We start from the raw sequence: 18,089 nt of genomic DNA, 5'->3' as shown, positions 1-18,089 counted from the left end.
CTGACTGCTGAGGAGGCTTTTGCTCTCAGCCGTGGATATGGACGGGGGCGGGGTTCGCCAGCTTGCCGCGAGCGAAGTCCCAGCTCGTGGTCAGCAGGCGCAGCATGACATCGACCTCGTTCTCGTCACGCGGGGCGAAAGCCATGACCGCCGTGGCTGGGATGTAGCCCAGCCGAGCCATGGGATGCGGTTCGCCCCAACCTTTCGCGATCAGTTCCTCAACCACGGATGGGGGCAGCATCAGGTGCGACGAGCCATCGTGGGCGGGGTGCACATGGGCAAACTCGCGCCCGATCATGAAGGCCTCGCGTGGTCCGCATGCGTGGGCTACCGGAAGCACCAGGGCCTCGGCGCCGGGGACCGAAATGCCCGACCAGCAGCGCTCGACGAAGGGCAGGGCGAACGCCTTTTCCTTGAACAACGCGTGAATCTTAGTCGACGAGTTCTGGGACACCTGCTCATGCGGTGCGCAATCGGTGGTTTCGGGGCGCGGTCCATGCCGTTAGGGAAGTTCGAAGCTCATGGTTGCTCCTATCCAAATCTGAAGGCGCTTTCGACCGCGCCCAATACGTGATCCTCGAGGGTCTTGCCTCCCCGATCCGCAAGGGCGGCCCCGGCCGCGACGTGCAACGGGATCAGATGTTCCTCGCGCGGATTGGCGTCGCGTGCGCCGGGCGCCTGATCCCACGCGGCCAGCATGGCGTGCCGCACCTCGGGGTCTTCATGGGTCACAGCACTCGTGAGCCATCGGTCGAAATCGAGGCCGCGCACGTTGCCCTCCGCCCCGCCGCGCATGGCGCGCATCATGACGGCCATATTGTGATAGGTGTTGCCGGACCCGATGATCAGCACCCCTTCGTCGCGCAAGGGCGCCAGCGCGCGACCGGCGGCGAGATGCGCCGCGGGGTCGAGATCGGCGCGCAGGCTCAACTGGACGGTGGGGATGTCGGCCTCTGGAAAAGCCACCTTTAGCGGAACGAACACCCCATGATCGAAGCCGCGCGCTGGGTCGGCCCCGGTTTGGAACCCTGCGCCTTCCAGAAGTCCGCTCGCGCGGGCCGCCAGCTCGGGATCGCCCGGCGCGGGCCAAGTCAGCTGATATGTGTGCAGCGGAAATCCCTGATAGTCGAACAGCAGCGGCGGCGCGGGGTTGGTCTGCACGGTAAACACCCGCTCCTCCCAATGACCCGAGATCACGAGGAGCGCCTTGGGCTTTGCCGACAGGCTCGCAGGCAAATTCTCGAGGAATCGGCGTTGCCTATCCCAGGTGTCAGGCGGGTTCCAGTCCATGAAGAAACACAGGCCGCCGCCATGGGGAACAAACATTGTCGGCTGTCTGTCCGTCATGTCGTCGTCCTTTCGAACCCCAAAGCCGAGTGTGGATGGGCAGCGCCGTGGCAGCTCGGCATCGGATCAGTTCGCCGCTGACGGAAACGCGGGCGCGTAGGCCGACTTGACCGCCCGCACGCGATTGGCGGTCAGCCACGAGGCGATCAGAAGCACCCAGGTCGCCAGAGCCGGCGGCCAGCCCGGATCGCCCGCGCCCACATGCGCCCCAATGGCTAGCACCAGATGCCAGAACATCGCCGCATAGGCCCAATCCACCAGCATCGCCGAAGGGCGCCAGAGGATCACCACCGCGCCGACGATCTTCAGAATCGCGAGCGGCCAGATGATGTAGGTGGGATAGCCCAGCACCTCGCGATACATGCCCGCGACCATGTCGTGGGACGAGATGTAGAAGGCCGCCGCACCCAGTTAGACCAGCGCCACAAGGCCGGTCGCAATCCAATAGACATACTTTGCCACTTTGTCGCCCATTGCCGCTCTCCCTGTTTGCAACGGCTTGTTCAGCCGCCGTTTTCTCGTTAAGTATCTTTAGATGCCTTGCTTCATTGGAGAAAGTAGGAACGTAAAAGTAACTAACTTCCTTTGACTGTGAGGGCTATCCACGATGAAGAGCGTCCTGCCCCCTTCCTGCCCGATGGAGGCACTGCTGCGTGTCATCACAGGCCCTTGGACGATATACATCCTCTGGGTTCTGTCCGAGCAGGGACCGCAGCGTTTCGGTGCGATCAAGCGTCTGGTGCCCGGAATTTCCACTCGCGTCCTGACCGAGCGGTTGCGGATGCTGGAACATGCCGGTGTGGTCTGGCGCGAACAGGCCATGACCATCCCACCGGCTGTAACATACGGGTTGACTGAGCGCGGCGCGGAGCTGCGTGGCGTGCTGGACACGCTTGGCTCCATCGCGCGCCGCTGGGAGGTCGAGGGCGCCTTCGACGGGACCGCAAGCGCGGCAGAATGACGCCGCCCTTCCTGTTCGCGGGATAATCCCGCGCCCGAGAACAACTCAGGCGGACCCCGACCCGAAGCTCATGACTAACTGAAAACGGCGCTCGACAGAATCGTTAAGCGGCGTTTCATCGCGCAGGAGTTCACCGCGAGGCTGACGGTTATGAGTGGTCGGTTCGATACAGAAAAGACCGCCGCCAGCCGCCGTACGTCGATGAAACTGTAGCCAAGGCAGGGCCTGCTTGTCGAACAACAACCGGAAGCACCGTCGCGGATCCCTTCCACCATCCGACACCTGGATAAGTTGCCCATTGGCCGGTGCGGGTTCGCAGAAGGTGAAGTCCTCGGTGCCGGGCAGGTCCGGACGCATGCGAGTTGCGACCTCGACTAGAGTATCCGGGCAAAATTGCGGGGCGCTGAGATTGATGTGATAGAGTGCCATGATGGGCGTGATCTCCCCTCGCCCGCGCGCTTCAACCCGGTCTTCAATACTGATTTCGGCACGGTCGGGAGGCAGTGTCACGCGTCGATGGAGCCGCCAGGACTGACCTGAAAGGGTTCCGTGGGCGACCGTTGCACAGACCTCGGCGGAACCGTCCTCCAGCACTTGCGTCGTTGTCACGATAGCGCGCCTCAGCGACATGGAGCCATGCAGCGGGAAGTGCCGGAGGCCGTCGTTCGCCGGTTGGCGGATGTGATCAAATCCGCAAGTGCAGAGCAGACCGCCAAGGGCCTGATCCATCTCTCCCGGTCGGGCCGGGGCCAGCCCGTTTTCGCCGATCCATCCGAAAGGCACGCCGCGATAGCGCACAATCCCGACATCAAGGCACCGATCGGGAAGTAGATCGATTGAGAGCCCGGCCGCGTTTTCGACCTCGATCAGCCGAGCGCCGTCCTCGGTGCCGCCATCGAAGCGCAGGGTCCGCAGCCTGCATGTCTCAGCCATTCGTGATCCTAACGCCAGTGTCAGGATAGAAGAGCAATATATGTCGCTCCTGCAACTGCACATGAAGCTGCTGACCAGCGACAACGCTATCGGCCAAACCACGGTCATTGTCCGGGTCGATACGGAGCGTAACCCGGCCTGCCGGGGTTTTGCCGACGAGGAACGCGTCGTGCCCGGTAAACTCCACCGCGTCCACTTCGAAGGGCCAGCGATCCGGTGCTGCGTCTGGCCAGACCCTGATGTGCTCGGGACGAATGCCGAGATCGACCTCGCGACCCGCAGCGGCCTGCAATGACTCGGACAGCGGTAGCCCCTCGAAGGTGAGGCGGCCGGCCGCGGATGCCAGCATGCCGCGTAGCATATTGATCTCCGGCGAGCCGATGAAACTCGCGACAAAGCGGTTCTGCGGTTCGCGATAGATCTCTCGCGGCGTTCCAATCTGCTGGATACGACCGCCGTCGAGCAAGACGATGCGGTCAGCCATGGTCATAGCTTCGATCTGGTCGTGAGTGACGAAAACGGAAGTGGCCCCCAAGTGATCGTGCAACGCCCGCAATTCCAGTCTTGTCGCCGCGCGCAGCTTGGCGTCAAGATTGGATAGAGGTTCGTCGAAAAGAAAAACCTGCGGCTGCCGAACGATCGCCCGACCCATGGCCACGCGTTGCCTTTGCCCGCCGGAGAGCTGACCGGGTCGGCGGTTAGCGTATTCCGACATGCCAAGCATTTTTAGCGCCGCTTCGAGACGGCGGGCGATCTCGGTGGGATCCGTCCCACGCATCCTGAGGGCAAAGACCATGTTCTCGGCGACCGTCATGTGCGGATAGAGCGCGTAGGACTGGAAGACCATCGCCATGTCCCGATCACTCGGTTCGGTTTGCGTGACATCCTTACCGTCCACAAAAATCCGACCCGCGTCGATCTCTTCCAGACCCGCAATGATCCGCAACAACGTGGACTTACCGCTGCCCGAAGGACCGACGAGGGCGATAAATTCGCCGCTCGGAACCTCCAGATCGATCGGCGGAATAACCTCTACCCGACCGTATTTCTTTCGTACCCCCTTAAGGGTGACGGTTGCCATGAGATTCCCTTCTCTCCGTGTCTACTTGACTGCGCCTGCCAGAAGCCCGCGGACGATAAATCGCTGGCCGACGAGGATCAGGATCAGCGCCGGGACGATTGACAAGAGAGTCCCGGCGGCCATCTCGCCATAGCGGATGTCGTATTCCTGCGCGAAGGTTGCGATGGCGACCGGAGCCGTCATCGTCGCCGGCGAGGTCAGCGTCAAAGCGATGGCGAAGTCGCTCCAGGAAAAGATGAAGATCAGCGCCGTCGCCGCGATCATTCCACCCCGCACCAGCGGAAAGGCCACCCGCCAGAACATCTGGCTGTTCGAGCATCCGTCCATGCGCGCAGCTTGAAAGATCTCGTGCGGCAATGCGGACATGAAGCTCAGCATCAGGAACAGGCCCATCGGCAGATTATGCACGACATGGGTCAGGATGACCGAGATATAGGTTCCGTGCAGTCCGATCGCCGACCACATGACATACCAGGAACCCACGAAGGTGAGCGTGGGAAGCATTTGGAACAACAGTGCCCAGCCCAGGATCGGCCAGCGAACCCACCCGGGTACTCTTAAGCGGCCGAGTGTAAAGGCGGCCATCGTGGCAATAACGATGACGATCGCGGTTGAACTGACCGCGACAAAGGCACTGTTGAGCAGGTTCCAGAGGAATTGGGACTGACGCGAAAACAGAAGCTGCTCGAAATTGCTCCAGGTGACCGGGCTGAGCGTCGCGCCCGTTATGATATCGATCTTGTATTTGAAGGCATTGGATAACACCCAAAGTGTCGGCAGCAGAATCATTGCCGCATAGCCCCAGACCAAAACATTTGCCGCAACGCGACCCGAGGTTCGGCGCAGGGTCATTCTGCCTCCTCCGCGTTCCTGCGGCGGGCCAGCACTCCGCGCGCGAGGATGATCGTGAGCGCTATGGCAAACAATGTGACCACCGACATCGCCGAACCGTACCCGACCTGATCCTGCCGGAAGAAGGTACGGTAAATCGAAAAGTTAACGACCTCCGTGGCCGTGCCTGGCCCGCCTGATGTCAGCAGATAGACCTCGTCGAAGACCTTGAACGACAGGATGACCCGAAAAATCACCGTGATGAGGATCATAGGCAGCATCAGCGGCAGCACGATATGGCGCACCTCCTGCCAGAAGCCGGTCACATCCAATCGGGCCGCGTCCAGAACTTCCTCGTCAAGCGACTCCAGACCGGCGAGCATGAGAAGAAAGACGAAAGGCGTCCAGTGCCAGATGTCCACGAACATCACCGATGCGAGCGCGATGTCAGGGTTTCCGAGCCAATCGACCTCGTTCAGACCGAACCAACGAAGCAGCGTGTTCGCCAGCCCGAACTCGCGCCCCATGACCAGACGCCACATCGTGCCAATGACGATTGGGGGGATCACGATCGGCAGGAGGAAGATGCCGGTCAGGATCGTTCGCCCGACCGACCCCGCCCGCTTCACGGCCAGCGCCATCGAAAACCCGAGGACCATCTGGCAGGTCACGACGGTCACCGCAAAGACGAGCGTGTTGCGCACCCCCGCCCAGTATATCGTTTCCTCCAGGAAGAGCCGGCGGTAGTTCTCCAGACCGATATAGTTGAACTCGGCCGCGCCTTCACGCCATTCCACATCGAAGAAGCTCAGACCCAGAAGGTTCAGCACTGGAAACCCGGACAGAACCAGGAAGAACACCGCGACGGGCGCAAGTGACAGCACCAGCCATCGCTTGTTCCGACGGATTACGACGCCCGGTTTGATCATGGTGTTCATCTGGTTCCGTCCAGAGGCGCTAGCGAAGTGGCTCAGAGGTCTGGCTGGCGGGTGACGGAAAAGCCGTTCCGTTCAAGTATGCCCGCCAGGACCTCGGCCGCCGCATTGAGCGCCACCTCGGGGCTTTCCTCCCCGATGACGGCCCGGTTGAAGTGCAGGGCCATCGCGTCGGATGCTTCGGCGGCGGCCGCGAAAGGCAGACCCATCACCGCATTTGCCGCATTTGCCGAATAGGCCCCAAGGAAACGGTAAGAGTTGTTCGCCCCCAGACCGGTTTCCGCCAGATCGCCACGCACGGGTACGCCTCCGGCTTCGACATACTTCACTTGTAGCGCCTGGGACTGGAACCAGTCCAAAAAGGCCAGCGCCGCGCGCTGGCGCTCCGCCGACACGTTCTTGGGGATACCCGCGACCCAGTGACCGGCGCTCGACGCGTGTGTTCCGCCCGGACCAGCGGGGATCAACGATGCCGACATCTGGCCGACAACCCGGGACTCGTTGGGGTTTTCCAGCGCGCCCCAAGCGGCGATCACAGCGATCGCCTGCGCGGCTTTGCCGGTGGACAGAAGCTGGATAAGCTCACCCTGCGCGATGGCACCGGGATTCGGCGGAGCAACATCTTCCCCTGATATCTTCAGATAGGTTTTCAGCGCCGCAAGCCCCTCGGTCGTATTCAGCCCGATCGCGGCCTGTCCCGGGCCCGTCACCCGGAAAAACGCGGCATCGTGGCTGAAGATGTAGGGGGTGATATTGTAGACAATCGAATCGCGAGCCGCGCGCGGAACGAAGCCGTAAATGCCCTTGGCCTCTGCGATTTTTTTAGCGTTCGCGTAAAGGTCGTCCCATGTGTCGGGAACCGACAGGCCGAGTTCGTCATAGATCGCCTGGTTGTAATAGAGGACCTGGACGTTACCGTTGACCGGCACACCCATCAGCGCGCCGTCCGGCGAGAATGACCCGACCGCCGCATCCCAATTCGTGGTCGCGCCGTAGGTCAGGACGCCATCCTGAAGCGTGTAGCCTTCCTGCACCTCGCCAAGCGGGGCGAGGAAGCCGCCGGAATAGATCTCGGACAGCCAGAGCGAGTTGATGTTGACAAGATCGTAGGTGCCTTCGGAGCCACGCACCGAGTTCCGGATCTTTTCCAGCAGTCCCCCGAACGGATTGACGTCAAGATTGACGACGTTCCCGGTTTCCTCCTCGTAGAGATCGACCATGGCGACGAAGGAATTCAGCCAGGGAGACTGGTTAATCGCCATGGTGATGTCCGGCTGATCTTTGGCGTGCGCCGGCATGACGACTGCCAGCGCCAGAAGACCGGTTGCAATGCTGAATGCTGTTCTCTTCACTTTTCGGTTCCTCCCGTTATTCGTCTTTCAGTTCACGTCCGCGCCCTCGGCGAGGCCGATCCAGTTGAAGTATTCGGGTGGCGCATCGTGCGCCTTCAGGAGCCTCACGATCTCCGTGTTCAGTCGCGCCTCGATCGCGGTGTCGTATATTGGACGAAGCTGATTGGGGTCCGACGCATTGTGATAGATGGTGGATTCGAAAGCTGCGAACTTGGTTCCATCAAGCCCCGGAGGCCGTCGCGCGGAGTTGAGCGCATCATAGCGCAGAAGCCTTTGCCCCTTTGTGAATTCGAAGGGGCCGGCCATCCGCCCGGTCGCAAGCTCGTCCGGCCCGAAGAACCCTGTCATGTGCGTGGGCATTAGGGTGTATTCGCCAAGCTGTTCGTCGAACAGGTTCGCCGGATAGCGGAAGAAACTGTATTCGCCATCGGTCACGCCAACCGGACCGCCGAACATCCCGAAGATCAGCGCCTCGGGGCCGGGTTCTCCGTCGATCAGCGACAGGACCGACCTGCCGGTGACTTCGTTCGGCACGGAATGCCCGAAGACCTCGAGGAACGTCGGCATGAGGTCGGTGGTCTGGCTCAGCGTCGCAATCCGTGTCCCCGCCTTCGCGGCATAGTCCGGATGGTGGACGATCAGCGGAATATGCGAGATCTCCTCGTAATATGGCGTCAGGTTCTTTCCCCACCAGTCATGCTCGCTCAGCAGGAAACCGTGATCGGTCGTGAGCACGAGGCAGGTATCGGACCAGAGATCGTGCTCGTCGAAATAGTCCAGAAGCTTGCCGAAATAGGCGTCGCACATGGCCACGAGAGCGGCGTAGTTCGCCCGGATTTCCGCGATCTCGTCCGGGCTTTCCTTGACCGGCGCGTATTTCGGCCAGTCGAGGATCGAGCCATTGTAGCCTGTCGTGTACTCCTGACGGTATTTCTCGGGCGCGAAGAACGGCTCGTGCGGATCGAAGCATTCGAGCTGCAAAAACCAGTTGTCCGCCGTGCGGTTGTCGTCGAGGAAGGCGAAGGCGCGCGCGAAGCACGCCGGGCCGGGAAAATCCTCCTCCATTCGTATCTTTTCGCGATTGACTTGATGCTGCCGCCGCTTCGGTTCCGTCGGCACGTTGTAGTGCTTGTCGGAATACATTTCCTTGAAGCGCTCCAAAGGCGGTTGCACCATCGCGATCCACGGGTCGTATTCCTGTCCGCGAATGAACTCCCAGGTTTTATAGCGGCTGTGATACGTCGCGCCGCCATCCTCGTAGTAGTGGAAGTGGTCGCTGATGAGATGTGTGTGCACGCCTGCGTTCTTCAAGATATCGGGCATCGAATTGTCGAAAGGTTCGAGCGGACCCCAGGAGCGGTGCATGAAGTTCAGTCTACCCGTATGCATGTCACGCCGGGCCGGCATGCAGGGCAGCGAGCCGACATAATGATTGTCGAAGGTCACGGCCCGCTGGGCGAAGCGATCGAAGTTAGGTGTCGCAATCGCCGCTCCGCCATAGCAACCAAGCGCGAGACGGTTGAGTGAATCGAACAAAACAAAAACGGCGCGCATCAAGAACCCACTTTCTTACGGACGATGTGAGTCTAGACGGTTCGTCCTCGCGGGGCTAATATTTTTGTGTATAGTAGGTATAACTCGGAGTTATAAATGGATCACATCTGGCGCCTGAAACACTTCCTCGCCACCGCCGAACTGGGCAGTGTTCAGGCAGCGGCACGGCACCTGAACATCAGCCAGCCGGCCCTCTCCAAGTCGCTGCGCGAGCTTGAGCTCCATCTCGGCGCGGCGCTTTTCGAACGCTCGTCGCGTGGCGTCACCCTGACCCAGGCCGGACAGGCGTTCTATACCCGGGCGCGAGAGATCGAGATGCAATGGGACAGCGCGCTCTTCGATCTCACGGCCACCCGCAACGGGGCGCGAGGCGCGTTGCGGATCGGCGTCGGCCCGACCTATGAGGCCGCGTTCATGGCTCACGTGCTTGCGCGGCTTTCCAACGAGTTTCCGAACCTGCAGATATCCGTGCGGACCGGCGTTGGCGCGATCATGTTACCGGCGCTCAACACAGGTGAGATTGGCGCCTATTTCGGCGGCCTGCGCAGCGGAGCGGAAACGCTGTCGGGCGGGGTTCAGGAGATCCCGCTCTACAATCAGTCGAACAGGATCGTCGCAGCGGCAGACGATCCGCTCGCTGCCGCGACGGATGTTCGCGAAACTGACTTGTCGCAGCGCGCCTGGGTTCAGCTAAGCTATGACTCACTGGCTCTGGGGAGAATCGAGGCTCTGTTCAAGAAGGCGGACGTGCCGTCGCCACGTACGATCGTGTCGACGCACTCGCTGACGTTGGCGCTCGATCTCGTGCGGAACAACGGATTCCTGACCAGCTTACCGGAACCGCTGCTACATCCCCGCCTCGGATCCGGCCTCGCGGCGCTGCCAGTGCCGAGCTACGACTGGCGGATCGCCACCGGCATTAGCTATCGCAACTCTATCGCCGGGACGGCGCCCTTCAAGTGCATGATCGGGATTATCAAGGACGAGGTGCAGGCATTCGGCCTTGCTCCGAATTAGGTGCGGGAAGGATCCTTGCTTGGTTTAAGTCTAAAAAACGACATTGGAGGCCCGCGGGAAATCGCCACGCGAGAAATCGTACGCCAGCTGCAGGATAACGAGGACCGAGTTGATCTCCGCGTTGTCTCTGGGCGCGTTGACCAAGGCTGCGATTTAGGGGATCATGCCGGCAGCCACCGTCGGATGGAGCTCTGCCCAACCCAGATCGATAACCTTCGATACCGCATCCGCCGGTAGCATCGTGTGCAGGTCGCCGTCTTTTGCCGGATGCACGTGGGGGAACTCGTTGCTTATCATAAAAGCCTCGCATCCAGCCTTTGCGCATTTGCGTTAGTGATCTACTATCATGACACCAATTCCTGCCGAATTGGATAAGAAACGTGCGCAGCGCGCCTCCAACACCATCATAAGTCCCAATATCGTCTCCACCGGACAAGTGACATCGCCGTTCTCGAACCGCGTGACCGTAAGACCGGAAACCTCAGCCAGACGCGCCAACTCGCGCACCGACAATTGCACACCAGCCCTCGCCATACGGCATTGCGCTGGCGTGATCGGAAGTTCGTTTTCCTTGTCGTCTGGGTCGACATCAGTCATTTCCATGTCTCCCTTGGTGATACCCGAGCCGGCGCTATTGCGCTTTCGGCTTGTTAGCGAAGGGTTTCTGTCACGGAATTTTAGGTACATCATAGTGGAGATATCCCCGCTATGCGGTCGAAGACGCCGCGCGCCACATCAGCCAAGTCGGAATTCAGAGCGAGGAGGAAAATCCCGCAGACGACAACGAAGCCGTCCTGAAACGCCGCGTTCGACGCCTGGTTCACCACGGTCTGGCCAAGGAAGGTGGCCGCGGCAGGCAGCAACTGCGTGTCGGGCAGACCTGATGTATGCATCAGGTTGGCGACCTCGCGCAGAAGCGCCATCGTCGTCGCGTTGTCGCTGGTCTGCTCACGAATGACGTCCAGAGCGACACGCTCAAGCGCGGACTCGTTCAAGCCGGCAAGAATCGCGGAAACGGAATATTTCAGCGATGACGGTTCAAGATTGAGACTGATCGGTTCTGGCAATAGCGGCAATTTCCCACGGCTTGGTCCGCAGTACGCCCCCGCAAAATATAAGATCTCGACCCCAAGCCGGGGGTTAGAAACCCCCTAGACGGCCCTGCGACCTTTAGCACCGAGGCACCTGGACATGCGTCACATGCCCCCGGCCGTAAGCCGAAGGATCCTGGCACCGCGTCGGCCGGTGCCAAGCCGCTAGGGAGGGGTTTCTAAGCCCCAAGGCGGCGCGTACCGCCTCGGGGAGAAGCATATTTGATCAGGTTAACGAACGCCAGACGCTAGGAGTTTGTCTGAGAATTGGAATTTTCTCGACGTTTGGAGGCGAGCCTGATTCGAATATAGCCCATGAGCAAGAGATTTCGCGCCTGGCGTCTTGACGAGACCCTTCTAATTCCGCCGTCGGTTCAGGATTTTGTTCCCGTCGACCATCTTTCCCGGTTTGTCGTTGATCTTGTGCGCGAGAGCCTTGACCTGACGGCGATCGATGCCAGCTACCGTGGCGCGAAGGGTCAGCCTCCCTACGATCCGGCGATGATGGTTGCACTGCTTTTGTACTCCTATGCGGTTGGGATCTATTCATCGCGTCGGATTGCCGGGGCGTGCCGGGAGCGGGCTGATTTCATGATGATCGTGGCGCTGGACGGTCCGGACTTCCGCACGATCTCGGAGTTTCGACGGCGTCATCTGGCGGCGTTGTCGGAACTGTTCGTGCAGATGCTGCGGCTGGCAGCGACGGCGGGCCTTGTCAAGCTGGGCCATGTTGCGCTGGACGGCACGAAGGTGAAGGCAAACGCGTCGAAGCACAAGGCGATGAGCTATGCCCATATGATCCGGCGCGAAGAGGAACTGGCAGCCCAGGTGCGGGTCTAGCTGGAAGCTGCCGAGGCGGCTGACGCCGATGAGGACCGGCTTTACGGGCCGGGCAAGCGCGGCGACGAGATGCCGGACTGGGTCAAGGACAAGCCCAAACGGCTCGCGAAGATCCGCGAGGCCAGGGCGGCTCCGGCTTCATCGATGCCGATCTTTCCGGGCCTGGTCGATCAGCCGCGGCATGGTTTGTAAGTCGGTGGCGCCGCGCAGGATCTCGTCTCCGATCACGAAGCCCGGCGTGCCATTCCTGCTTGCCGCGCTGTTCACCGATACATTGTCCGCCAGGTTGAAGGCGTTCGGACGCCTCGGGCGCGTTCTCAGGATGCTGGCGGGAGTGGCGCTGATCGTCATGGGGGTCGCCATGATGACGGGATACCTCTCTGCGTTCGCCTTCTGGCTCCTGGAAACCTTTCCGATACTTTCTTCGATCGGGTGAGTCGACCGGGCGGAGAGTTGAAGAAATCGCTATTGACCTTCCCATCGCCGGATAGCGAAGGCTCGACATCAAGCAAGGAGGCGACGGCGATGACCTCGAATGCCGACCAGTTGGAGCGTGAGATTCTGCGTGTGTTCAGGTGTGCCTGCCAGCAAGGCCGGCCAGACATCGCTGATTTCATGCTTGCCGCACTGGAGAGACTGGACAGCGAACATGCGAATTCTACTGGAAGCAATCGTCCGCTGATCGATGCCTATCGCGATCTGGCCGCGATCGGCGGCTGTGGCAGGTCATGAATTCGGTGGGCCGGCGGCACTGGCCAGCTATACGGTTTCCAAGCATCAAGCGGTTCGCGGACCCCACAGAATGATGGCTGCTCCGACCAGACAAATCGCAGCGCCTGTCACGTCCCAGCGGTCGGGTCGTTGCGACTCAACCATCCAAAGCCACAAGAGCGACGCGCCGATGTAGATGCCGCCATAGGCGGCATAGGCACGGCCCGCGAAATCGCTGTCGATGCGAGTGAGGAGATAGGCGAAGAGAGCAAGACTGGCCATACCCGGAATGAGCCAGAGCGGCGAACGGTCCAGGCGCAACCACGCCCAGAAGGCAAAGCAGCCGACAATTTCCGCCAGCGCCGCGCCGAAATAGACCGCCAACGTCATCGTCACGATGCCAGCGCCTCCAGGACAGGACATTCCGGCACATCCTCGCCGGAACACTGCGCGGCGGTCGCAGCCAGCACCTGCTCGATCCGTTTCAGGTCGGCGATCTTGTCCCGGATATCGGCGAGGTGTCGCTCTGTCCGCTCCTTCACTTCGGCGCAGGTCTGCGTACCGCCATCGACGAGGTCGAGCAGGCCGCGAATCTCATCGATGGAAAAGCCGAGCTCGCGGGCGCGCAGGATGAATTGCAGCCGCGCGACGTGGGCTTCGTCATAGACGCGGTAACCCGACGCCGTGCGCGGCGGATCGGGTATCATGCCCGTCTTCTCGTAGTAGCGGATGGTTTCGAGATTGCAGCCCGTGCGCCTTGCCAGTTCGGCGCGCTGCAATTGCTTCCCGGAAACGTGATCGGCCATTATTCGGATTCTTCCTTGAGTCTGTAGTTGCTACAGACCTTAGCTTGCCCTGGAATGAAATTCGAGGGTGAACCGCATGAGCGAGTCCAAAATCGAAACCGCGACGTTAGATGCACCGCAGGTCACCTGCAACGTGTGATCGGCATGATCGAGGACGGCCGACCATGCCTCGATCTCGCGCAGCAACTTCACGCCGTCGAAAAGGCGATCTCCGAGGCGAAGAAGACGTTGATCCGCGATCACCTCGATCATTGCCTGGGCGATGCTGCCGAGAGCTTGCCGGAGGAACAAAAACAATCGATAGCCGAGTTCAAGGCGATCACGAAGTATCTGTGACGCGCGATGCTCGAAGTCCTCTCGAACCGTACTTATCGGCATCTCTTCGGCGCACAGATCATCGCTCTGATTGGCACGGAACTGGCAACCGTCGCCTTGGGATTATTGGCCTTCGATCTGGCCGGCGCCGATGCCGGTACGGTCCTTGGCACCGCGCTTGCCATCAAGATGATCGCGTATGTCGGTGTGGCGACGGTTGCCGCCGCCTTTGCCGAACGGCTACCCCGGCGCGCCATGCTGGTCAGCCTCGATCTGGTGCGCGCGGGCATCGCGGTGTTGCTGCCATTCGTCACTGAGGTCTGGCAGATCTATGTGCTGATCTTCCTGCTGCAATCGGCCTCGGCGGGATTCACCCCGACGTTCCAGGCAACGATCCCCGATGTTTTGCCGGACGAGAAGGACTATACGCGGGCGCTGTCCCTGTCGCGGCTGGCCTATGATCTCGAAAGCCTGGTCAGTCCGATGCTCGCCGCGCTCCTGCTCACGCTGGTCAGCTTTCATACGTTGTTCGCCGGCACCGTCATAGGCTTTGTCGCGTCGGCCGCGTTCGTCGTCTCGGTCTTGCTGCCCAGCCCGAAGCCAAGCACGCCGCGCCCGATCTACGAACGGACCACGCGTGGAATGCGCATCTATCTCGCCACACCCCGTCTACGTGGTCTGCTGACGGTCAACATGGCCGTTGCCGCCGCCGGTGCAATGGTGATCGTCAATACGGTGGTCATTGTTCAAGGCGCGTTTGGATTGTCGCAGCAATCGACGGCTTTGGCGCTAGCGGCCTTCGGTGGCGGGTCGATGCTGGCGGCGCTGACCTTGCCCCGTCTCCTCGAAACCGTTTCCGACCGCGCGGCAATACTGACCGGTGTTGCGCTCATGATCGCCGGCCCGATAGCGCCGGGCTTCGTCATGCTTCTGCCGCTCTGGTTCGTGATCGGGATCGGCTATTCCACTGCGCAGACGCCGTCCGGCCGGTTGCTGCGGCGCTCTTCGCGCCCCGAAGACAGGCCCGCACTGTTCGCCGCACAGTTTGCCCTCTCGCATGCCTGCTGGCTCGTCACCTATCCGCTGGCGGGTTGGCTCGGTGCCATGCTCGGATTGAATCCGACATTCGTGGTTCTTGCGGTCGTCGGCGCTGTATCTTTGGTCGCCGCGGTGCTTGTCTGGCCGGTATCCGACAAAGAGACCATCGCTCATCGGCATCCCGAGCTACCGGACAGCGACCCACACTGGAAAGAGGGCTCACCCAGCGGCGGACATCGCCAGGCTCATGCCTTCGTCATCGACGATCTGCATCCGCAATGGCCGCGCGAGCCGTGAGCAACAATCCTGAATCGCCCACGCTGCGATGGCTCGTTGCTATTCAACGGGACATCGACCTTGCGTTTGCTGGTCAACCATGAGGCACTGAGGGTGGGGCCGGACCGTATAAGTACACCCGAAAAGCGGTGCGAGCTTCCGTTTCAGACTTCAGGCTCAGTTCCACCCTGTCAATTGAGACAATTCTTTCCTGGCCACCGTGCGTCGCTTGTCGAGGTAGTCCGCCAGATCCTGAAAATGGACGCTTTTGGCGCATTTCTGGCTGTGTTCCATGCGCATGAGTGGCAGGGCGATATCACCAGAACCGAGTTTGCAAAAAAATTTCAGGAGTGTCAGATGTGAAAAGAAATCGCGACGTACTTCAGAAGCCACTTTTCTGGCACGATTTCAGCGCCTTACGAAAGTGCCCGATCGACCCAGTACCGTTCTAGTGACTGGTTTCGTCCTCCGGTAAGCGAGGCACGCGGCCCAGCCTGTCGATGACGGCGGACGTAATCTGGTGATGTGCACGCATCATCAAAAGCGCCAGCCGGTAATCGTGGCGCAGGTCCTCGCCTTCTTCTTCGAGTGGCGCATTGGCTTCAAGCGTGGACAACTTCTCATACAATGCCTGAGCGTGTTCGAGGCGTCGCCTCTGCTCACGAATGACGTCCAAGGCGACACGCTCGAGCGCGGGCTCGTTCAAGCCGACAAGAATAGCGGCAATGGAATGTTTCGCCGATGATGGTTCAAGTTTGAGGGCGAACGGTTCCGACAATTGCAAATCATCCCGCGGCTTGCGCCGCGGTGCGCCCCCGCGACAGAGAAAGATCTCGACCCCAAGCCGGGGGTTGGAAAACCGCTCTAGGCGGTCCCTGCGACCTTTAGCACCGGGGCGCCTGGACATACGTCACAGGCCCCCGGCCGAAAGCCGAAGGATCTTGGAGCCGATACGGTCGGCTCCAATCCGCTAGAGTGGGGTTTCCACGCCCCGAGGCGGCGCGTACCGCCTCGGGCTGAGCATATTGGATCAGGTCAACGAACGCCAGACGCCAACCTACCTGTTTTCATTAGTATTATTCGGCATTTGCCATATGTCCGGTTGCGGGCCGTCGCGGCAGTTCAACATCGGCGAGAACGGGCTCGCGGAAATTGCCCGCCGTACCCAGCCGGGAACGCATGTCGAGGCTCATATCGAACAGGCCGGCATAGGTCATGGTCTTGCCGATTCGCGCCGGTGTACCGAGCTGCTCAAAGCGGCAATCGATCGATCTGAAAATCCGGGCCATTCGTGTGTCGAAGACGGATACTATATGCTCGATGCCTGCCTGTTGGGCAGTTTCGACCATCCCGCACAAGAGCTCCACGGTGGTCCGGTTCACCGTATGATTTGCTTCGGCCCGATCCGTTGCCTCGAAAATGCGCGGGTTGACCGCGAAACGAGAGCTCTCCCAGATCAATGGGCTCTCGACCGCCCCGCATGGCATGAGCACGGAAAATACGTCCCTGAGCATATTGGGGCCGGTCGTGGGCAAAAGCCGTACCGCCCCGCGCAGCTGCCCGGACCGCTCATCGAGCGACAGGAGGTAGAGCGGGTCCTCGGCATCGAAGCGGTCGATCTCGCGGCCGTTTTCGACCCTCACGTCCCAGCCGAGGCGGCCGGAAAAGACTTCGGCGCGCATGCGGAACATCTCGTCGATCAGTTCGCGGTGCTTGTCCTGATCGACACTTTCGATTGTGAATATCATGATAGTGGTCTCCGTTCGTTGTTTGACGACGGAGACACCAGTTATCGGGGATGTTCTGACCCGAGAATCCGGCTGAACGACAGGGTTTACAGGGGAGGTAGAAGGAGACCAGCTCTATGGGCGATCGACACCGCATGGGTGTTGCTGGTGGCGTTGAGCTTGTGACGAGCACTCTCGAGATAGTAGCGGACAGTGTGCTGCGAGAGCCCCAGGATGGTGGCGCATTCCCAAGCCGTTTTGCCTTCCGCGATCCATTGCAGGCATTCGACCTCGCGCGGGGAAAGATGCCGTTCCAGCGGCCAGTGCCCTTCCAGTCGCAGCACCTTGTCATGAATATGTGTGGCCACGACTTGGAAGTCGCGTAGATAGAGCAGTTTGTCGTGCGTCCAGTCGCGGTCAGCCCGGTCGCAACTGATCGAAAGCAGCCCGCGATCACCATGCCGACCATGCACCGGGATCGAGAGGCCCTTTTTCCCAAGACCGAACTCGGTCGCCTCGCCAAACAGCGTTTTGATCCTCTCGTCGGTTCTATCAAACCCCTCCCAATCGAGCGGGAGCAGGCGTCTGAAACCGGTCTGGATCACCGGATCAATTTCCACGAAACGGCGCTCCTTGTAGTGCTCCACCCAGTCCGACGAGTACGTCACCGCCAGAAACGGATTACCCTTCGATCGGCCCGACAAGCCAATACCGAAATAGGCTGCGGAACTAAGACCGTAGCCGACGGCGAGTTCCTCCATGACGGCATCGAGGCTCTCGCGGTCCGAAACGTCGGCGATGTGTGAAAGTGTGGTGTTGAAGCTTGAGCCGACGATGTCCGACATGTTTGGGTCTCTTCTGGATCACTCTCGCGAGTATTCTGTGTTTCCGGCGATTTCCGTGGCACCGCAGCCGAGATTGGGCCTGCTAGCCCCACAAGCCTCTCGGCAGTGGACCAAAACCCCGAACCTAGCGGTCTTCTAGGAACCTTTGCCGTGTTGGGTGCTGTCGTGATCGGCTCAATTGTTAGCTGGCCGACTCAACACAGAAAGATCGATGCGAATTTCGGCGAGATTGGGGGCTGCTGGTACTGCGGTCTCGCGCGCGGCGTCCGCGTCCGCTCGCGATACGGCCCCTTGAGCCGGCATCGCTTCGCCAGTACGGGCTGGCTCCGGGTCTTCCAGATAGAAGACCTGCTCCCCCTCAAACCACCCGGTAAAATATGCCTTCACCGCCATCTCAAACCCCGGAGCCTCGCTCCCATGTGCGCTAAC

General features: G+C 60.6%; 26 protein-coding genes. 6 read left to right on the top strand and 20 right to left on the bottom strand.

What is annotated here, in order from left to right:
* Window positions 1–25 precede the first annotated feature (25 nt).
* The 3 genes from O6760_RS31040 to O6760_RS31030 form a co-directional block, all read right to left on the bottom strand.
* Complete coding sequence (locus O6760_RS31040) at window positions 26–421, bottom strand: luciferase domain-containing protein (RefSeq protein ID WP_269586452.1); 396 nt, start codon at window positions 419–421, stop codon at window positions 26–28.
* Between the two features lie 110 nt (window positions 422–531).
* A complete protein-coding gene (locus O6760_RS31035) occupies window positions 532–1,347 on the bottom strand; it encodes a DODA-type extradiol aromatic ring-opening family dioxygenase (protein WP_269586451.1) in 816 nt (271 codons plus the stop codon).
* 66 nt (window positions 1,348–1,413) lie between these two features.
* Window positions 1,414–1,737: a DoxX family protein gene (locus tag O6760_RS31030; protein ID WP_269586461.1), complete on the bottom strand. Its 324-nt coding sequence runs from the start codon at window positions 1,735–1,737 to the stop codon at window positions 1,414–1,416.
* A 217-nt stretch (window positions 1,738–1,954) separates the two neighbouring features.
* Between O6760_RS31030 and O6760_RS31025 the strand changes: the two genes are divergently transcribed.
* The gene (locus O6760_RS31025) at window positions 1,955–2,308 is read left to right on the top strand and encodes a winged helix-turn-helix transcriptional regulator (protein ID WP_209181141.1); all 354 of its coding nucleotides are present in this window, start codon (window positions 1,955–1,957) and stop codon (window positions 2,306–2,308) included.
* A gap of 45 nt (window positions 2,309–2,353) precedes the next feature.
* Here O6760_RS31025 and O6760_RS31020 read toward each other — a convergent pair whose 3' ends face one another.
* Genes O6760_RS31020 through O6760_RS30995 form a run of 6 tightly spaced genes read right to left on the bottom strand, consistent with a single transcriptional unit; the run spans window position 2,354 to window position 8,994 of the window.
* Window positions 2,354–3,241 carry a DUF4432 family protein gene (locus O6760_RS31020; protein WP_209181142.1) on the bottom strand — a complete coding sequence of 296 codons (888 nt, stop codon included), beginning with the start codon at window positions 3,239–3,241 and terminating at the stop codon, window positions 2,354–2,356.
* Window positions 3,234–4,322 (bottom strand): ABC transporter ATP-binding protein, encoded by a 1,089-nt coding sequence (locus O6760_RS31015; RefSeq protein WP_209181143.1) that lies wholly within the window; start codon window positions 4,320–4,322, stop codon window positions 3,234–3,236. Before O6760_RS31015 ends, O6760_RS31020 begins: the two co-directional genes overlap by 8 nt.
* A gap of 21 nt (window positions 4,323–4,343) precedes the next feature.
* Window positions 4,344–5,174, bottom strand: a complete 831-nt coding sequence (locus O6760_RS31010) for a carbohydrate ABC transporter permease (RefSeq protein WP_209181144.1) — start codon at window positions 5,172–5,174, stop codon at window positions 4,344–4,346.
* Complete coding sequence (locus O6760_RS31005; protein ID WP_209181145.1) at window positions 5,171–6,091, bottom strand: carbohydrate ABC transporter permease; 921 nt, start codon at window positions 6,089–6,091, stop codon at window positions 5,171–5,173. Before O6760_RS31005 ends, O6760_RS31010 begins: the two co-directional genes overlap by 4 nt.
* Before the next feature lie 32 nt (window positions 6,092–6,123).
* A complete protein-coding gene (locus O6760_RS31000) occupies window positions 6,124–7,440 on the bottom strand; it encodes an ABC transporter substrate-binding protein (RefSeq protein ID WP_269586450.1) in 1,317 nt (438 codons plus the stop codon).
* A 27-nt stretch (window positions 7,441–7,467) separates the two neighbouring features.
* Window positions 7,468–8,994, bottom strand: coding sequence for a sulfatase (locus O6760_RS30995; protein WP_209181146.1), 1,527 nt, complete (start codon window positions 8,992–8,994; stop codon window positions 7,468–7,470).
* Between the two features lie 96 nt (window positions 8,995–9,090).
* Between O6760_RS30995 and O6760_RS30990 the strand changes: the two genes are divergently transcribed.
* Window positions 9,091–10,011, top strand: a complete 921-nt coding sequence (locus tag O6760_RS30990; protein ID WP_209181147.1) for a LysR family transcriptional regulator — start codon at window positions 9,091–9,093, stop codon at window positions 10,009–10,011.
* Window positions 10,012–10,164: 153 nt separating this feature from the next.
* On the opposite strand, the gene O6760_RS33500 is transcribed toward O6760_RS30990, so the two are convergent.
* The 3 genes from O6760_RS33500 to O6760_RS30980 form a co-directional block, all read right to left on the bottom strand.
* Entirely contained in the window at window positions 10,165–10,308 is a 144-nt protein-coding gene (locus tag O6760_RS33500) for a luciferase domain-containing protein (RefSeq protein WP_442969951.1), read from the bottom strand.
* 33 nt (window positions 10,309–10,341) lie between these two features.
* A complete protein-coding gene (locus O6760_RS30985) occupies window positions 10,342–10,608 on the bottom strand; it encodes a helix-turn-helix transcriptional regulator (RefSeq protein ID WP_209181148.1) in 267 nt (88 codons plus the stop codon).
* 89 nt (window positions 10,609–10,697) lie between these two features.
* Window positions 10,698–11,078, bottom strand: a complete 381-nt coding sequence (locus O6760_RS30980) for a hypothetical protein (protein ID WP_209181149.1) — start codon at window positions 11,076–11,078, stop codon at window positions 10,698–10,700.
* A gap of 339 nt (window positions 11,079–11,417) precedes the next feature.
* Here O6760_RS30980 and O6760_RS30975 point away from each other — a divergent pair, with 339 nt between their 5' ends.
* Window positions 11,418–11,942 carry a transposase gene (locus tag O6760_RS30975; protein ID WP_209181150.1) on the top strand — a complete coding sequence of 175 codons (525 nt, stop codon included), beginning with the start codon at window positions 11,418–11,420 and terminating at the stop codon, window positions 11,940–11,942.
* 138 nt (window positions 11,943–12,080) lie between these two features.
* Here the strand turns inward: O6760_RS30975 and O6760_RS30970 are convergent, their stop codons facing one another.
* Window positions 12,081–12,293, bottom strand: a complete 213-nt coding sequence (locus tag O6760_RS30970) for a hypothetical protein (RefSeq protein ID WP_209181151.1) — start codon at window positions 12,291–12,293, stop codon at window positions 12,081–12,083.
* Between the two features lie 174 nt (window positions 12,294–12,467).
* Here O6760_RS30970 and O6760_RS30965 point away from each other — a divergent pair, with 174 nt between their 5' ends.
* Window positions 12,468–12,674 (top strand): hypothetical protein, encoded by a 207-nt coding sequence (locus O6760_RS30965; protein WP_209181152.1) that lies wholly within the window; start codon window positions 12,468–12,470, stop codon window positions 12,672–12,674.
* A gap of 45 nt (window positions 12,675–12,719) precedes the next feature.
* Here the strand turns inward: O6760_RS30965 and O6760_RS30960 are convergent, their stop codons facing one another.
* A complete protein-coding gene (locus O6760_RS30960) occupies window positions 12,720–13,043 on the bottom strand; it encodes a YnfA family protein (RefSeq protein ID WP_209181236.1) in 324 nt (107 codons plus the stop codon).
* 2 nt (window positions 13,044–13,045) lie between these two features.
* Window positions 13,046–13,459 carry a MerR family transcriptional regulator gene (locus O6760_RS30955; RefSeq protein ID WP_209181153.1) on the bottom strand — a complete coding sequence of 138 codons (414 nt, stop codon included), beginning with the start codon at window positions 13,457–13,459 and terminating at the stop codon, window positions 13,046–13,048.
* A 54-nt stretch (window positions 13,460–13,513) separates the two neighbouring features.
* On the opposite strand from O6760_RS30955, the gene O6760_RS30950 reads away from it, so the two are divergent.
* Window positions 13,514–13,795, top strand: coding sequence for a metal-sensing transcriptional repressor (locus O6760_RS30950; RefSeq protein ID WP_209181154.1), 282 nt, complete (start codon window positions 13,514–13,516; stop codon window positions 13,793–13,795).
* A 6-nt stretch (window positions 13,796–13,801) separates the two neighbouring features.
* Window positions 13,802–15,109, top strand: a complete 1,308-nt coding sequence (locus O6760_RS30945; RefSeq protein WP_209181155.1) for an MFS transporter — start codon at window positions 13,802–13,804, stop codon at window positions 15,107–15,109.
* Between the two features lie 156 nt (window positions 15,110–15,265).
* On the opposite strand, the gene O6760_RS30940 is transcribed toward O6760_RS30945, so the two are convergent.
* From O6760_RS30940 to O6760_RS30920, 5 genes are all read right to left on the bottom strand, one after another.
* Entirely contained in the window at window positions 15,266–15,481 is a 216-nt protein-coding gene (locus O6760_RS30940) for a pyocin activator PrtN family protein (RefSeq protein ID WP_209181156.1), read from the bottom strand.
* Between the two features lie 55 nt (window positions 15,482–15,536).
* Entirely contained in the window at window positions 15,537–15,866 is a 330-nt protein-coding gene (locus O6760_RS30935) for a transcriptional repressor TraM (protein ID WP_209181157.1), read from the bottom strand.
* 298 nt (window positions 15,867–16,164) lie between these two features.
* Window positions 16,165–16,836 (bottom strand): acyl-homoserine-lactone synthase, encoded by a 672-nt coding sequence (locus tag O6760_RS30930; RefSeq protein WP_209181158.1) that lies wholly within the window; start codon window positions 16,834–16,836, stop codon window positions 16,165–16,167.
* Between the two features lie 86 nt (window positions 16,837–16,922).
* The gene (locus tag O6760_RS30925; protein ID WP_209181159.1) at window positions 16,923–17,660 is read right to left on the bottom strand and encodes a LuxR family transcriptional regulator; all 738 of its coding nucleotides are present in this window, start codon (window positions 17,658–17,660) and stop codon (window positions 16,923–16,925) included.
* Window positions 17,661–17,834: 174 nt separating this feature from the next.
* The gene (locus O6760_RS30920) at window positions 17,835–18,053 is read right to left on the bottom strand and encodes a hypothetical protein (RefSeq protein ID WP_269586449.1); all 219 of its coding nucleotides are present in this window, start codon (window positions 18,051–18,053) and stop codon (window positions 17,835–17,837) included.
* Between the last annotated feature and the right edge of the window lie 36 nt (window positions 18,054–18,089).

Origin of the sequence: Roseibium sp. Sym1 (assembly GCF_027359675.1) — a bacterium.
In the GTDB taxonomy this organism is placed as follows: domain Bacteria; phylum Pseudomonadota; class Alphaproteobacteria; order Rhizobiales; family Stappiaceae; genus Roseibium.
The sequence above is the reverse complement of the archived record's forward strand: the minus strand, read 5'-3'. Positions and strand labels throughout refer to the sequence as shown.

Bases quoted from the DNA above. Each gene is read 5' to 3' on its own strand.
- O6760_RS30950 (WP_209181154.1), top strand. From the start codon at position 13,514: ATGAAATTCGAGGGTGAACCGCATGAGCGAGTCCAAAATCGAAACCGC.
- O6760_RS30995 (WP_209181146.1), bottom strand. From the start codon at position 8,994: ATGCGCGCCGTTTTTGTTTTGTTCGATTCACTCAACCGTCTCGCGCTT.
- O6760_RS31005 (WP_209181145.1), bottom strand. From the start codon at position 6,091: ATGAACACCATGATCAAACCGGGCGTCGTAATCCGTCGGAACAAGCGA.
- O6760_RS30985 (WP_209181148.1), bottom strand. From the start codon at position 10,608: ATGACTGATGTCGACCCAGACGACAAGGAAAACGAACTTCCGATCACG.
- O6760_RS30945 (WP_209181155.1), top strand. From the start codon at position 13,802: ATGCTCGAAGTCCTCTCGAACCGTACTTATCGGCATCTCTTCGGCGCA.
- O6760_RS30990 (WP_209181147.1), top strand. From the start codon at position 9,091: ATGGATCACATCTGGCGCCTGAAACACTTCCTCGCCACCGCCGAACTG.
- O6760_RS31020 (WP_209181142.1), bottom strand. From the start codon at position 3,241: ATGGCTGAGACATGCAGGCTGCGGACCCTGCGCTTCGATGGCGGCACC.
- O6760_RS31025 (WP_209181141.1), top strand. From the start codon at position 1,955: ATGAAGAGCGTCCTGCCCCCTTCCTGCCCGATGGAGGCACTGCTGCGT.
- O6760_RS30925 (WP_209181159.1), bottom strand. From the start codon at position 17,660: ATGTCGGACATCGTCGGCTCAAGCTTCAACACCACACTTTCACACATC.
- O6760_RS30975 (WP_209181150.1), top strand. From the start codon at position 11,418: ATGAGCAAGAGATTTCGCGCCTGGCGTCTTGACGAGACCCTTCTAATT.
- O6760_RS30970 (WP_209181151.1), bottom strand. From the start codon at position 12,293: ATGACGATCAGCGCCACTCCCGCCAGCATCCTGAGAACGCGCCCGAGG.
- O6760_RS30960 (WP_209181236.1), bottom strand. From the start codon at position 13,043: ATGACGTTGGCGGTCTATTTCGGCGCGGCGCTGGCGGAAATTGTCGGC.
- O6760_RS31015 (WP_209181143.1), bottom strand. From the start codon at position 4,322: ATGGCAACCGTCACCCTTAAGGGGGTACGAAAGAAATACGGTCGGGTA.
- O6760_RS30920 (WP_269586449.1), bottom strand. From the start codon at position 18,053: ATGGCGGTGAAGGCATATTTTACCGGGTGGTTTGAGGGGGAGCAGGTC.
- O6760_RS31035 (WP_269586451.1), bottom strand. From the start codon at position 1,347: ATGACGGACAGACAGCCGACAATGTTTGTTCCCCATGGCGGCGGCCTG.
- O6760_RS33500 (WP_442969951.1), bottom strand. From the start codon at position 10,308: ATGATAAGCAACGAGTTCCCCCACGTGCATCCGGCAAAAGACGGCGAC.
- O6760_RS30930 (WP_209181158.1), bottom strand. From the start codon at position 16,836: ATGATATTCACAATCGAAAGTGTCGATCAGGACAAGCACCGCGAACTG.
- O6760_RS31010 (WP_209181144.1), bottom strand. From the start codon at position 5,174: ATGACCCTGCGCCGAACCTCGGGTCGCGTTGCGGCAAATGTTTTGGTC.
- O6760_RS30955 (WP_209181153.1), bottom strand. From the start codon at position 13,459: ATGGCCGATCACGTTTCCGGGAAGCAATTGCAGCGCGCCGAACTGGCA.
- O6760_RS30965 (WP_209181152.1), top strand. From the start codon at position 12,468: ATGACCTCGAATGCCGACCAGTTGGAGCGTGAGATTCTGCGTGTGTTC.